The sequence below is a fragment of the Idiomarina sp. H2 genome (assembly GCF_004364275.1).
GTDB classification, from domain to species: domain Bacteria; phylum Pseudomonadota; class Gammaproteobacteria; order Enterobacterales; family Alteromonadaceae; genus Idiomarina; species Idiomarina loihiensis.
Genome location: NZ_SNZY01000003.1, coordinates 1 through 12,788, shown reverse-complemented (window position 1 = coordinate 12,788; position 12,788 = coordinate 1). Strand labels below are relative to the sequence as shown.

13 protein-coding genes and 1 tRNA gene are annotated in these 12,788 nt (G+C 44.9%); 9 read left to right on the top strand and 5 right to left on the bottom strand.

The window, feature by feature from the left end; translation table 11 throughout:
- Positions 1-24: 24 nt before the first annotated feature.
- Entirely contained in the window at positions 25-519 is a 495-nt protein-coding gene (gene lrp, locus DET62_RS04125; RefSeq protein ID WP_041291753.1) for a leucine-responsive transcriptional regulator Lrp, read from the bottom strand.
- 138 nt (positions 520-657) lie between these two features.
- Here lrp and ald point away from each other — a divergent pair, with 138 nt between their 5' ends.
- The 5 genes from ald to infA all read left to right on the top strand — a co-directional run bounded on the left by ald (position 658) and on the right by infA (position 4,566).
- Positions 658-1,785, top strand: coding sequence for an alanine dehydrogenase (gene ald / locus DET62_RS04120; RefSeq protein WP_110013079.1), 1,128 nt, complete (start codon positions 658-660; stop codon positions 1,783-1,785).
- Between the two features lie 145 nt (positions 1,786-1,930).
- On the top strand, positions 1,931-2,890 hold the full coding sequence (gene trxB / locus DET62_RS04115) for a thioredoxin-disulfide reductase (protein ID WP_110013078.1): 960 nt from the start codon (positions 1,931-1,933) through the stop codon (positions 2,888-2,890).
- A gap of 9 nt (positions 2,891-2,899) precedes the next feature.
- A complete protein-coding gene (gene aat / locus DET62_RS04110; protein WP_110013077.1) occupies positions 2,900-3,610 on the top strand; it encodes a leucyl/phenylalanyl-tRNA--protein transferase in 711 nt (236 codons plus the stop codon).
- The gene (locus DET62_RS04105) at positions 3,610-4,338 is read left to right on the top strand and encodes an arginyltransferase (RefSeq protein ID WP_110013076.1); all 729 of its coding nucleotides are present in this window, start codon (positions 3,610-3,612) and stop codon (positions 4,336-4,338) included. Before aat ends, DET62_RS04105 begins: the two co-directional genes overlap by 1 nt.
- A 9-nt stretch (positions 4,339-4,347) precedes the next feature.
- Positions 4,348-4,566: a translation initiation factor IF-1 gene (gene infA / locus DET62_RS04100; protein WP_008489926.1), complete on the top strand. Its 219-nt coding sequence runs from the start codon at positions 4,348-4,350 to the stop codon at positions 4,564-4,566.
- A 69-nt stretch (positions 4,567-4,635) separates the two neighbouring features.
- On the opposite strand, the gene clpA is transcribed toward infA, so the two are convergent.
- Positions 4,636-6,906, bottom strand: a complete 2,271-nt coding sequence (gene clpA / locus DET62_RS04095; RefSeq protein WP_011233926.1) for an ATP-dependent Clp protease ATP-binding subunit ClpA — start codon at positions 6,904-6,906, stop codon at positions 4,636-4,638.
- A gap of 27 nt (positions 6,907-6,933) precedes the next feature.
- Positions 6,934-7,242, bottom strand: a complete 309-nt coding sequence (gene clpS / locus DET62_RS04090; RefSeq protein WP_011233927.1) for an ATP-dependent Clp protease adapter ClpS — start codon at positions 7,240-7,242, stop codon at positions 6,934-6,936.
- Positions 7,243-7,459: 217 nt separating this feature from the next.
- On the opposite strand from clpS, the gene cspD reads away from it, so the two are divergent.
- Complete coding sequence (gene cspD / locus DET62_RS04085; protein ID WP_011233928.1) at positions 7,460-7,675, top strand: cold shock domain-containing protein CspD; 216 nt, start codon at positions 7,460-7,462, stop codon at positions 7,673-7,675.
- A gap of 77 nt (positions 7,676-7,752) precedes the next feature.
- Here cspD and yejK read toward each other — a convergent pair whose 3' ends face one another.
- A complete protein-coding gene (gene yejK / locus DET62_RS04080) occupies positions 7,753-8,796 on the bottom strand; it encodes a nucleoid-associated protein YejK (protein ID WP_011233929.1) in 1,044 nt (347 codons plus the stop codon).
- A 67-nt stretch (positions 8,797-8,863) separates the two neighbouring features.
- Between yejK and DET62_RS04075 the strand changes: the two genes are divergently transcribed.
- The 3 genes from DET62_RS04075 (at position 8,864) to DET62_RS14445 (ending at position 11,165) form a co-directional block, all read left to right on the top strand.
- Complete coding sequence (locus DET62_RS04075; protein WP_110013075.1) at positions 8,864-10,498, top strand: DUF3413 domain-containing protein; 1,635 nt, start codon at positions 8,864-8,866, stop codon at positions 10,496-10,498.
- An 86-nt stretch (positions 10,499-10,584) separates the two neighbouring features.
- A tRNA-Pro gene (locus DET62_RS04070) sits at positions 10,585-10,661 on the top strand.
- Positions 10,662-11,027: 366 nt separating this feature from the next.
- Positions 11,028-11,165 carry a hypothetical protein gene (locus DET62_RS14445; RefSeq protein WP_166635826.1) on the top strand — a complete coding sequence of 46 codons (138 nt, stop codon included), beginning with the start codon at positions 11,028-11,030 and terminating at the stop codon, positions 11,163-11,165.
- Here DET62_RS14445 and DET62_RS04065 read toward each other — a convergent pair.
- Positions 11,162-12,658, bottom strand: coding sequence for a hypothetical protein (locus DET62_RS04065; RefSeq protein WP_110013074.1), 1,497 nt, complete (start codon positions 12,656-12,658; stop codon positions 11,162-11,164). The two genes, DET62_RS14445 and DET62_RS04065, sit on opposite strands and share 4 nt — an antisense overlap.
- Between the last annotated feature and the right edge of the window lie 130 nt (positions 12,659-12,788).

Below are 12,788 nucleotides of genomic sequence, written 5' to 3'. Positions count from 1 at the left end.
TTGTAGCGAATATCAGCCCCAATGTTACCCCTTTACTAATACTTTATTTTCTTGTTTGACCTCTTCCATAACCACATAGGTTCTTGATTCATCAACCCCCGGCATCATTAACAGGGTTTCACCCAATAATTTGCGGTAAGCGCGCATATCCGGCACCCGTGCTTTTATCAGGAAGTCGAAGTCACCCGCCACCAAATGGCATTCAAGAATTTCATCCGTTTTACGTGCAGCCTCGCTAAATTCGGCAAAAGCGTCGGCTGAGGTTCGGGTTAAGGTAATTTCAACGAAAACCATCAGGTTTGCACCTAACTTAGCAGGATTAATCCGGGCATGATAACTTTCAATTACTTGTTCCCGCTCTAGCTTACGCACACGCTCCAGGCAAGCAGTCTGGCTAAGCCCTACACGCCTTGCCAGTTCAACATTCGACATGCGTCCATCATCCTGCAAAAGCCGCAGGATCTTCCTGTCGGTTTTATCAATAGTGACTTCTGCTGGTTGTTCCGCGTTAAACATAATAAATCTCTAAATAAGTAATTAAAATTAGTATATCACACCAAAAAATAACTTAAAAAAAGTAAGTCATGCACTGTTGTTTGCGTCTATAATTTGCGCCAAATAATTCCCCCTTAAACACGAAATTGTAAGAGGCAGATAATGTTAATTGGTGTACCAAAAGAGATTAAAAACCACGAATACCGTATCGGCTTAACTCCAGCAGCCGTGCGTGAATATGTGGAAAATGGGCATGACGTCATCATTGAAAACAACGGTGGTGCAGCAATAGGCTTCACAAATGAGCAATATATGGAAGCCGGTGCAACTATTATTGATACACCAGAAGAGATTTTTCAGCGCGCCGACATGATTGTTAAAGTAAAAGAGCCTCAGCCAAACGAATGCAAAATGCTTCGCGAAGGCCAAATTCTTTATACTTTCCTTCATTTAGCACCAGACCCAACTCAAACTGAGTTACTGGGTAAAGCGGGTTGTACTGCTATTGCTTACGAAACGGTCACCGATAACCGTAACGGTTTGCCTCTTTTAGCTCCTATGAGTGAAGTTGCCGGGCGTATGTCAATTCAGGCAGGCGCTCACTATTTAGAAAAAGCACATGGTGGCAGCGGCACCTTATTAGGTGGTGTTCCTGGCGTAGCACCGGGTAAAGTACTTATCATTGGCGGCGGTGTTGTTGGTACTAACGCTGCGAAAATGGCTATTGGCCTGGGTGCTGAAGTCACCATTTTAGATCGTTCTCTGCCTCGTTTACGTGAACTGGACGATATCTTTGCCGGTCGCGTACAAACGGTTTACTCAACCGTTGATGCTATCGATAAATACTCTCGTGAAGCTGACTTAGTGGTGGGTGCGGTTCTTATTCCAGGCGCCGCGGCACCGAAACTGCTGACTCGTGAAAACATCAGCAATATGAAGCCGGGCTCAGTACTGGTAGACGTTGCAATTGATCAGGGCGGCTGCTTTGAAACATCAAAAGCAACCACGCATCAGGACCCTGTTTACATTATTGACGACGTTGTTCACTACTGTGTGGCAAACATGCCGGGCGGTGTAGCACGTACCTCTACTATTGCACTGAACAATGCAACCTTGCCTTATGGTATTGCATTAGCAAATAAAGGCGTGCAAGCCATGCTCGAAAACGAGCACCTGTTACGCGGCCTGAACATGCATAAAGGTAAAATTACCTACAAAGCCATTCACGATGATCTTGGTCAGCAGTTAGGTCTGGATTACCAGGACCCTCGCGAAGCGCTTCAGGCGTAATAGCCGGTTGTTCTGAATAAGCCCGTGAACAAAAGTTTGCGGGCTTTTTTATTGGCAGTTCTTGTTCGCTAAGCTTGTAAACCCTACAATCAACCCCCATAGCTAAAGAACGAACAATCAAAAACGCATTAATGGAGTTTTTCTAATGGCTGAAGCCAAACACTGCAAGTTACTTATTCTGGGATCAGGTCCTGCTGGCTATACAGCTGCAGTCTATGCTGCACGTGCTAATTTAAACCCGGTTATGGTAACGGGTATGCAACAAGGTGGTCAGTTAACCACCACAACCGACGTTGAGAACTGGCCGGGCGACGCCGAAGGTTTAACCGGACCCGACCTTATGGTCCGTATGCAAAAGCACGCTGAGCGCTTTGATACCGAAATTGTGTTCGACCATATTAGCAGCGTCGACTTTTCCAAGCGCCCTTTTCAGTTAAAAGGTGACGTTGGTGAGTACACCGCAGACTCAGTCATTATCAGCACTGGCGCCTCAGCTAGATACTTAGGCTTAGACTCAGAAGAAGTCTTTATGGGTAAAGGCGTTTCAGCTTGCGCAACATGTGACGGCTTTTTCTACAAAAAGCAAAAGGTCTGCGTTGTCGGCGGCGGTAATACTGCGGTTGAAGAAGCGTTGTACCTTTCAAACATTGCCAGCGAAGTGCATGTTATCCACCGTCGTGACACTTTCCGGGCGGAGAAAATTCTGGTCGACCGTCTGCATGAAAAAGAGCAGAACGGTAATGTCACTTTCCATCTGAACAAAACCTTAGATGAAGTGCTGGGTGACGATGCTGGTGTTACCGGCGTGCGTATTAAAGATACGCAAGACGGTAGTACCGAAGAGCTGGAAGTTGCGGGCTGCTTTATTGCCATCGGCCACCAGCCTAATACCGGTATTTTTGACGGTGAACTGGAAATGCAGGACGGTTACATTCAGGTGCAGAGCGGGCTTCAGGGCAATGCGACTGCAACCAGTGTACCGGGCGTTTTTGCAGCCGGTGACGTAATGGATCATATTTACCGTCAGGCAATTACCTCTGCCGGTACTGGCTGTATGGCCGCGTTAGATGCCGAGCGTTACTTAGACGCACTGACTAAGTCTTAGTCTTTTAACGTGATTGTTCAGCTTGATCCGGCATCAATCAGTTTTCCACCCGCAGCGACCGCTTTGCATGAGCCCAATGGGCTACTCGCTGTCGGTGGAGATTTATCGCCGGGTCGGCTGATACACGCCTATCAGCAGGGAATATTTCCCTGGTTCTCAGAAAATGACCCAATTCTGTGGTGGTCCCCTAACCCCAGAGCTGTATTTTTCCCCGACCAAATCCATACCAGCCGCTCTTTAGCTAAAACCAATCGTAAGCCAAACTGGCAAATGAGCATTAATCGTAACTTTGCTGAAGTTGTTCGTGCCTGCGCAGACGAACGCGCCGACAAAGAAGGTACCTGGATAACGGAAGAGATGATTGAAGCTTATTGCAAGCTGCATCAGTTAGGTCACGCCCATTCGGTCGAAATTTGGTTCGACAATGAACTTGCAGGCGGTTTGTACGGTATTTCAGTAGGCCGTGCTTTTTGCGGGGAAAGTATGTTTCACTACAAAACCGACGCGTCAAAAATAGCCTTGTTACGTTTCGCTCAATATTTTAAAAAGCATGGCGGCCAGCTAATTGATTGTCAGGTGGGTAATCCGCATTTATTTTCATTAGGTGCTGTTAACCTGCATCGGGAACGTTTTTTAATGAAGCTCAATATTGCGCAACAACAAAAGATGCCAGATACTTTTTGGCAAGCTCGTGAGCTTCCTCTACCTGGAGAACTCTAGTGCAATTTGGCGTGACGAAAGAGAGCCAGTGTCACTATTTAACCGACCAGGAAGAGCGACTTGTTGTTGCCCTGCCTAATGATCTTGAAAACCTTAATGCAGACGCGTATCAACAACTCATGCAATACGGCTTCCGGCGCAGCCATAATGACGTTTACCGTCCGCACTGCCGGCTCTGTAGTGCTTGTCAGTCGCTCCGTGTGGTCGTGCCTGAGTTTCGCTTTAGTAAAAACCAAAAACGAATTCTAAAAAAGAATGACGACTTAACGCTGCAGATTAAACAGCAGCCGGAAGCTGAATACAGTCAATTGTTTTCGCAGTTTATTGAACAACGACACGCGGATGGGGAAATGTACCCACCCGACCCGGACAAATTCTGGAACTGGATAGATTGCGACTGGTTAACTCCCGAATTATTAGAGTGGCGCAATGCCAGCAATGAGTTAATGATAGTTTCGGTAGTTGATCGCACTGCCGACGCAATGTCCGCGGTTTATACCTTTTTTCATCCCGATGAGGAAAAGCGTTCGCCTGGCACTTACGCTGTATTAGAAATGATTCGATTGGCTCAGGAGCGAGAAGTTGCCAGACTCTATCTGGGTTACCAAATTGATGACTGCAAAAAGATGAATTATAAGACTCGATTTGCCCCATATGAACGACTGGTTGGCAATCATTGGAAAAAAGAGCTAAAATCGCACACACTTAAAGCTCAAAACAAAGATTAGAGGATTTTAATGGCGAAAGAAGACAGTATTGAGATGCAGGGAACGGTTCTTGACACCCTTCCTAACACTATGTTCCGAGTAGAATTGGAAAATGGTCACGTAGTTACTGCCCATATCTCAGGAAAAATGCGTAAACACTATATCCGCATCCTGACCGGCGATACCGTGACTGTGCAGTTAACTCCTTACGACCTGACCAAAGGCCGCATCGTCTTCCGCGCACGTTAATCCGCACTGAGGATTAAAAAAACCGGCTTCATTTAATGAGCCGGTTTTTTCATTTCTGCCGAAGACTTATTAACCTTCTACGGTTTCATTTTTGCTGTCGTAATCAAATTGCAGTCCGTCCTTGCCATCAGCAGTCACTTTCACGCTGCCACCGCTGGCCAGTTTCCCGAACAGAATTTCGTTGGCTAAGGTTTTCTTCAGGTGTTCCTGAATAACCCTGCTCATTGGACGTGCGCCCATTTCCTTGTCGTAGCCTTTTTCAGCAATCCAGGCATGAGCAGAAGGGTCAACCTCAAGCGACACACCTTTTTTATCTAACTGAGCCTGCAGTTCACAAATGAATTTATCGACAACCTGTTCCAGTACTTCCGGTGTCAGATGGTTAAACCACACAATACCGTCCAGGCGATTACGAAACTCCGGAGTGAAAATATTATTAATTTCCGCCAGCGCATCGAAGCTGTGATCCTGCTGCTTAAAGCCAATAGACTTACGCACAGTCTCACGAACGCCTGCGTTGGTTGTCATAACAATAATTACGTTACGGAAGTCAGCTTTACGGCCGTTATTGTCCGTTAAAGTGCCGTTATCCATTACCTGCAACAGAATGTTAAATACATCGCTGTGGGCTTTTTCCAGCTCATCTAACAGCAACACACAATGCGGTTGCTTGATTACGGCGTCGGTCAATAAACCGCCCTGCTCATAGCCTACATAACCCGGAGGCGCACCAATCAGGCGACTGACCGCATGGCGTTCCATGTATTCCGACATATCAAAGCGCACCAGCTCAATGCCCATAGCTTTCGCCAGTTGCTGTGTTACCTCGGTTTTACCAACACCCGTTGGTCCGGCAAAAATAAACGAACCTATTGGCTGGTTATCGTTGGCAAGACCCGAACGCGACAACCGTATAGCACCAGTGAGCTTATCAATAGCTTCATCCTGACCAAACACCACCATTTTCAGGTTACGATCCAGCTGCTTCAGTAAGTCCTGGTCGGACCGGGAAACTGACTGTTCCGGAATACGGGCTATTTTGGCGATAATGGTTTCAATATCCGACACCCCGACCGTTTTACGGCGTTTGGACGGCGGCAATAAACGCTGGGAAGCACCGGCTTCATCCATTACATCAATGGCTTTATCAGGCAAATGGCGCTCATTAATGTATTTAGCAGAGAGCTCCGCTGCCGCTTTAATCGCCGGCTGCGTGTAACGAATACCATGATGGCTTTCGTAACGCTCTTTTAAGCCCATTAGAATTTTAGTGGTGTCTTCTACTGAAGGCTCCACCACATCCACTTTCTGGAAGCGGCGAACCAGCGCTCGGTCTTTTTCAAAAACATTTTTGAATTCATTGTACGTAGTGGAGCCAATGCACTTAAGCTGCCCACTTGAAAGCAACGGCTTAATTAAATTAGAAGCATCCAGAACGCCACCGCTGGCAGCTCCGGCACCAATAATGGTATGAATTTCGTCAATGAACAGAATCGCGTGCTCTTTTTCCTGCAGTTCTTTTAAAAGCATTTTAAAGCGCTTTTCAAAGTCGCCACGATATTTAGTGCCCGCCAGCAAGTCGCCCATGTCCAGTGAATAGATGGTGGCATCCGCGAGTATCTCCGGTACTTCACCTTTAATAATGCGATAAGCCAGGCCTTCTGCAATAGCGGTTTTACCAACACCCGCTTCGCCTACTAGCAAAGGGTTATTTTTACGACGGCGACACAGAATTTGCGCGCAACGTTCCAGCTCAAAATCGCGGCCAATTAGAGGGTCAATTTTGCCTTCCTTTGCCTGCACATTAAGATTGGCACAAAAGCGCTTCAAGTAGCTCTCTTGCTCTTCACCACCCTTAACGGCCTCTTCTTCCGCCATTTCTTCGTCCATAGGCTCATCGTCATCGATACGAGAAATACCATGAGAAATGAAATTAACGATATCCAGTCGGGTAATATCGTTTTTACTTAGCAGATAGACGGCTTGAGATTCCTGTTCACTGAAAATGGCAACCAATACATTGGCGCCCGTTACCTCAGCGTTACCGGATGACTGAACATGAAATACCGCGCGCTGCAAAACTCGCTGAAAACCAAGCGTAGGTTGAGTGTCCGGACTTTCTTCTTCCGGACCAAACAGCGGCGTACTGCGGTCAATATAACTTAACAGTTCTTCTTTCAATTGTTGAAAGTTTGCCCCACAAGCTCGAAGCGCTTCCGATGCATCTGGGTTATCCAGTAATGCAATTAGCAAGTGTTCAACTGTCATCAATTCATGATTACGTTCGCGCGCTAGCCGAAACGCATCGTTTAGCGTTAATTCAAGGGCTTTATTCAACATAGACCACTCCTTACCAGCCAACCCGGATCATTCTTGCTCCATGGTACACAATAATGGATGCTGATTTTCCCGAGCATACTGATTTACCTGTACTACTTTAGTTTCGGCGATTTCCGCAGAATATACACCGCAAACGGCCTTTCCTTTATAATGCACCTGTAACATGGTGTCCGTGGCGCGCTCCTGATCCATCTTAAAAAATCTCATCAATACTTCAATCACAAAATCCATAGGGGTGTAATCGTCATTATTAATAATGACCTTATACATGGATGGTGGCTTGAGCTCCTGCTTTTCCTCTGTATCGCTAAGGTGCTGGTGATCAAACTGACTCATTTATTAACAACCTGCCATAATAATAGTTTTAAATTTACCAGAAAATATAAAAAAACAACCAAAATATTAACAACCCAGGTTATTTTTTGAACTTTAGGGCTTGACTAATCACTCACGTCACCTAGAGTTAAACATGGTGCTAAATCGGCGATTTTTCAAGCCACCGCACCTAATAATAATAAACTATCTATCTGTTGCAGAAGAAGGATGTAGAAGTATGGCTACCGGAAAAGTCAAATGGTTCAATAATTCGAAGGGCTTCGGCTTTATCGAAAGCGAGGACCGCGAAGGTGATATTTTCGCTCACTATTCAACCATTGAAATGGAAGGCTATCGCACACTTAAAGCGGGGCAACCCGTAGAGTTTGAACTCGAAGAAGGCCCCAAAGGCTTGCATGCCAACAACATTGTTCCCGGCGCTGCCGATAAATAACATCGGCTAAACCAAACAATTTAAGTACTTTCAAAACGCCGGCTTGTCCGGCGTTTTAATTTACTTAATCACTTCAACTAACTATCTATACCAAAATAACGCCGTAATTGATCACGTAAATTTGGCGGCGTACCATTAATTGTTAATGTATCCGTTGCTGCATCATAATGCACTCTCTCTCCCAGAGCTGTGTGATCAAAGCCAACGCTGACTCCTCCACCTTGCCCCTGAAACTTAACCAACTTACGTAATGTCGACTTATCTGCCGGAAAGTCATCGACTAATTCGCGTGAATTCTGTTCAGCAAAATCCTTTGAGAAACTCTCGAAGCTCTTTTCTACCGGGTACTGCTCTGCAAATTGCTCTGATAGATCTTTGATTTTTACCGTGTCGCCCTGCTTCCATTGGTCGTCACAATACTCATAAGCCGCTTTGTTCAGAGCTTGGCGTTGTTCCGTTTCCAGTTCCGACTGTTTCGCATATTCTTGAACCGAATCGACTAACTGTTGTGTGTGCGCTTTTGAGTTTAAACGCTCAGTGCACCCCAGAAAATCGAGGAAGAAATCTGAAACCTTGCGACCGGCGCGTCCTTTAATAAAAGAAATGTACCGCTCACTTTCCGGAGATGTTTTCCACTCGGTCAAATCAATACGAGCCGCCAATTGGACTTTTGTTATATCTAACTGCGACGAGCGGTCAACAGCCAGCTCAGGGTTTATTGTTACCCCTTCTTTAACGGGTAAAAAGCAGACCAATAAATACTCGGTGCTAATGTGTTGGTAGCGTGTGACTAACAAAAAGCCCGCTTCTAACAAGTTATAGTTTTGCAGTTGTTCCAGCAATAGTTTGGCAGACTGTTGGCTGAACTCGACAAAGTCCAGCTGCCCGTCATACCAGGAGGTTAAATGCTCAGGAAAAGGACCGGGTTCCCCTTCTTCTTCGTCTTTAAGAAAACTCGCATAACCTTTTGCCGGTTTGCTGGTATACACGTCCGTTAATTCAACTAACAAATCGTGCAGCTGGTCATCTTCGGTTAATGCCGAAGGAGCCAGTCGAAGGCCGACTTGTCCGTCATTTTGATAAAACTGGTGAATAATGCTTTCTTCTATCCGCAATTGCATAACGGGGACTATCCTTGCTGTTTTGCTGTGTTACTATAATGCCATTGTAACACGGGACTGACGAACGATGGGAAAGTACCAACGTAGGGATAAAATTGCCCGATTAATAAGCTGGGGACATTGGTTTACCTTTGCCAATATCATCCTTTGCCTGTTTATTGGACTTTTGTATATTGAAGCGGCCCCGAAGCCTTCCACGGCTATCGGTAATCTCTACATGCTTGTCAGCTGGATAGGTCACTTTGCCTTCCTGCCTTTTATATTCTTCATTATTCTTATATTCCCGTTTTGCCTGGTTGTTCCCTACTCCAAAATATTACGAGGGTTTGCCGCCCTGATAGCCTCATTCGGCCTGATAGCACTTATCGCCGATGCGCTGTTCTTTCGGCAGTACGGTTATCATTTAAATACCTACTCTATGGCGCAAATGACCCGCGATGCAGAAGCGGTTTTCACAGGGGCAAGTTTCGTTATTATTTCCGGCGTTCTGTTAGGTTTCTTACTGACTGTCGGAATACAGCTGCTACTGGCTAACCTCGCCTGGAAACGTCTGGAAGATTTACAACAACGAAAAATCGGCGCTCCGGTTACAGCCATTTTCCTTTTATGCTTTTTCGTTAGTCACAGTATTCATGTTTGGGCTGACGCAGTGTTGTACGATCCTATTACCCAACAAGACGATATGTTTCCGCTGTCCTATCCAACAACAGCTAAAACATTAATGGCTAAGCATGGAGTCATTGATGTCGAAAGCTATCAGGCCAGACAACAAATGCTGATGGCTACCGATAAAATAAAACTTAAGTATCCTCAGCACCCGCTTTTATGCTCTAAAATAGATTCTCAGCAATCAACAACTCTGATTCTATTCGAACGTAGCAGTAGCGAAATTCAGAAAGAACTGGAAACTCTGGCAGCCAAACATCAACTAGAGCGACCGGAGCTTAAACTGCTGGCTCATCCGAACCGCGACGGTGGATTATTTCAGGTGCTTTATGGCTTGCCCGACTTTTATCAGGAGTCCATTGAGCGACAGCAGCTGAAACCCGCTTACCTTAAGCCGCTTAACGACTTTAATTTTGATGTGCGCTGGTATCACAGCGAAAATTGGAACGACTCTCTGAGTTTAAGTCAGTTTCATCCCGACTGGCAAAGCCAGGAGCTGGCAGAGTTTCGCGCTCATCCGCAAAACCAAATTAATGTCATTTTAATTGCTGAAGACGATATTTCTACTTTAGATAAAGTGCTTCAGCAAACCGGAGACCAACAACTGCTTCTCACGGCCTTGTCTCCTGCGCAAAGTGAAGAGTTATTGGGTAACAAGCAGTTTGCGCTTGAAAACATGCAGGTTCCCCTTTGGCAGCGAAATTACCAGTTGGCAGACCAACCTATAGCCGGACTTATGGATTTGGTTCCAACCATGCTTGAAGATCGTATCTCCTGCGCTGGTTCTCATAAAAATTACACCAATGGCGAAAGCTTGCAGACATCTAAGCGTCGTTGGCCGCTGGTTGAAACCTACAGTCCTTATATTGTTATTTACGATCAGAAAGAGATTACGATTCTAGATAATAGTGGTCAGTTTAGCGTATACAGCAGTAGCGATTTTGAACTGAAAAAACAGGCCGAACCACCCGTTCCAGTGCTTATCGACGCCCTGAAAGATTTAAAACGCTTTAGCGAAACTGAAAACAAGGAGTAATTGTCGAAAATAGCAGCAGTCGAGCCTCGGAAAGCGTGTTGAGACTTGCTAATTCGGCTTAATCCAGTAACATAACAGTCCTCGGTCGGCGTGTGGCGCAGCTTGGTAGCGCACTGTCATGGGGTGTCAGGGGTCGGAGGTTCAAATCCTCTCACGCCGACCAATTCTTCTAGATTAACCTCTTTTATATCAGTACCTTACAAACTCTCTTCTAAAGTTCTATGTTTCACTGATATTGTTCCTTAAAGTGAAATGTTGCTCTCGTGTCGCGTTTTAAAAGTTACTTCAGATTAGAATTTATCGTGTATAGCGTTACTTTTATGAGATAGCGGCTATATCCATTAAATTCATCTACTAGTCTTGGAGTTTAAAGGGTTATAGACTAATTCACTGCTAGTAATGAAATGGTTAGTTGGGTATTCAACCCCTCCCCTTTATAAGGCAACTGGATTTGGCTTTTTTATCAAAGCTACATATTTTTGAACTGTTACGGTAAAGTAGTTTTAGTCTAGAAGATTAGGAGAATTTTATGGAACTCGGCTTTACCTTGTTTGAAATTGGTTACGGTGCTTTTTTCATTGCTGCCGGAATTGTTTGTGTTGGTGGGGCTTCACTGTGGCTTTTAGCTGCAAGACTAGATAAAAAAGAAGCCGCGCGGAGTAACTAACGAACTATACCCTCTTTGCCTTTCCGTAACGGAACAAACTGGGAGCTTTTGAAGCTAGCTGAAGAACTTAACACCAAGCACCAAGCCCAAATATTAGCCTTTTTTAGTCCTAAATTTCTTAGTGTCTCAGTCGTCACTCCAGAAATCTCGGATACTTGCTTTAATCGTATCTTATGGGCTGGAATCCCCTGCTTTTGGATGGTGAATATAGCTTTAACAACCTTGCGCATTGATCTCTCTTTAAGCTTTTTTGAAACATACCGCGCATGATCTCCTCTGTTCCTTTTGCTTGGCTTTCGTCTCTTCACTAAATGCCCCGTCGGTACGCCAGTTCCCTTCGTGAAATTCTTAATAAACTCGCCAGAACTTGCTTGATAACGTTTTGCCATAGCTGTAGACACATAATTCAATAGAGCCGCCGTTGGAAGCTTTATAGAGTTACTATTGACTTGAAAAAGAACTTCCCTAATTAAGTTACGTGGACATGCTAACTGCCGTAAGCAGACGACGATGGAATAGGCAATTAGATCGCGAAAACCAACTTTCACCCTCGTTCCTTTTAGCAGAAGAGGGATTACAAAGTTCACATACTTTAAGCACCATTTTTGGTGGTTACTTAAGTTTTCTGAAATATTGAAGTAGCCACGACAAAAATCCTCTGATGATACCAGTGAAGGCTTGAAACTCTTCTTATAAGATCTTGGAAAGACCCTATGCCTGTCATCAATATTTAGTTGCTTTATTAACCCCCCAAGCGTCCTTCTTTCCGTTACTTTACTCGAGCGATATGCCTTACATGCTGTCTGATATTTGATGTTTATCGTCCCTGGCAGACGCATAATTCTTTTAGGACTACTATTAGCTCGTTCATCGACAAATAGCTCCCACCCTATGGATAGCGCAGTTAACAGGCTATTCAGTCGTTCCTTTAACATGAACCACCGTTTTATATTTTTGGGAGTTGCCGCTTCAAGTTTAAAAAGCCAATAGAAATGTAAACCACCAGAACCTGACTCAACTGTGATATCTGGCTCTGGCAAACTTTCATTTGCTTCTAGAGTTTTGTAGAGAGATTTATGTATGCGATCTATTTCAACTAATGAAAGGCGTTTTTCGAGCTCTTTATCCCGAACATCTAGATCAACCCAGATACAACATAGCTCAGACAACTCAGCCAGCTTCGCCCTAGAAGCGCTAAAAAAACCATTAGGCGTAAAGAAAACCTCTTCCCCTAAAAAGTCCTCATCGTCAATTAGGTTCCCATAAACAGCCTCACTAAATGATTTCCTAGTCAACGACGTAATATTTTGCGAGTTGACTGGACCGAACAGACTTGTATTTCGAGCTCTAAAGCTTGCCTCTCTATCTACATGCTTTCTTAACTTATCTGCATATAAGCTCCTCACATCCCTGTGAGCAACGCTCTCGGAACCAACTACTGAACTAAAGAAGTCCGGAAGAGCTACTTCAGAAAAAGCTGAGTTAATCCTCATGCCCGCTTATTCTTAGTTATAAAATCTCTAAGGTCCCCACTATGTCAGCCTAGTTGTCCAGTTGGCAATTTCGCCATTAATTAATAAACAGTGGGCGGCATAGGTTCATGTATGCCACGTTATTCCGAAG

Coding starts and splice junctions, on each gene's coding strand:
- ald (WP_110013079.1), top strand. CDS start 658: ATGTTAATTGGTGTACCAAAAGAGATTAAAAACCACGAATACCGTATC.
- yejK (WP_011233929.1), bottom strand. CDS start 8,796: ATGCAATTGCGGATAGAAGAAAGCATTATTCACCAGTTTTATCAAAAT.
- DET62_RS04065 (WP_110013074.1), bottom strand. CDS start 12,658: ATGAGGATTAACTCAGCTTTTTCTGAAGTAGCTCTTCCGGACTTCTTT.
- clpS (WP_011233927.1), bottom strand. CDS start 7,242: ATGAGTCAGTTTGATCACCAGCACCTTAGCGATACAGAGGAAAAGCAG.
- DET62_RS14445 (WP_166635826.1), top strand. CDS start 11,028: ATGGAACTCGGCTTTACCTTGTTTGAAATTGGTTACGGTGCTTTTTTC.
- clpA (WP_011233926.1), bottom strand. CDS start 6,906: ATGTTGAATAAAGCCCTTGAATTAACGCTAAACGATGCGTTTCGGCTA.
- infA (WP_008489926.1), top strand. CDS start 4,348: ATGGCGAAAGAAGACAGTATTGAGATGCAGGGAACGGTTCTTGACACC.
- cspD (WP_011233928.1), top strand. CDS start 7,460: ATGGCTACCGGAAAAGTCAAATGGTTCAATAATTCGAAGGGCTTCGGC.
- trxB (WP_110013078.1), top strand. CDS start 1,931: ATGGCTGAAGCCAAACACTGCAAGTTACTTATTCTGGGATCAGGTCCT.
- DET62_RS04075 (WP_110013075.1), top strand. CDS start 8,864: ATGGGAAAGTACCAACGTAGGGATAAAATTGCCCGATTAATAAGCTGG.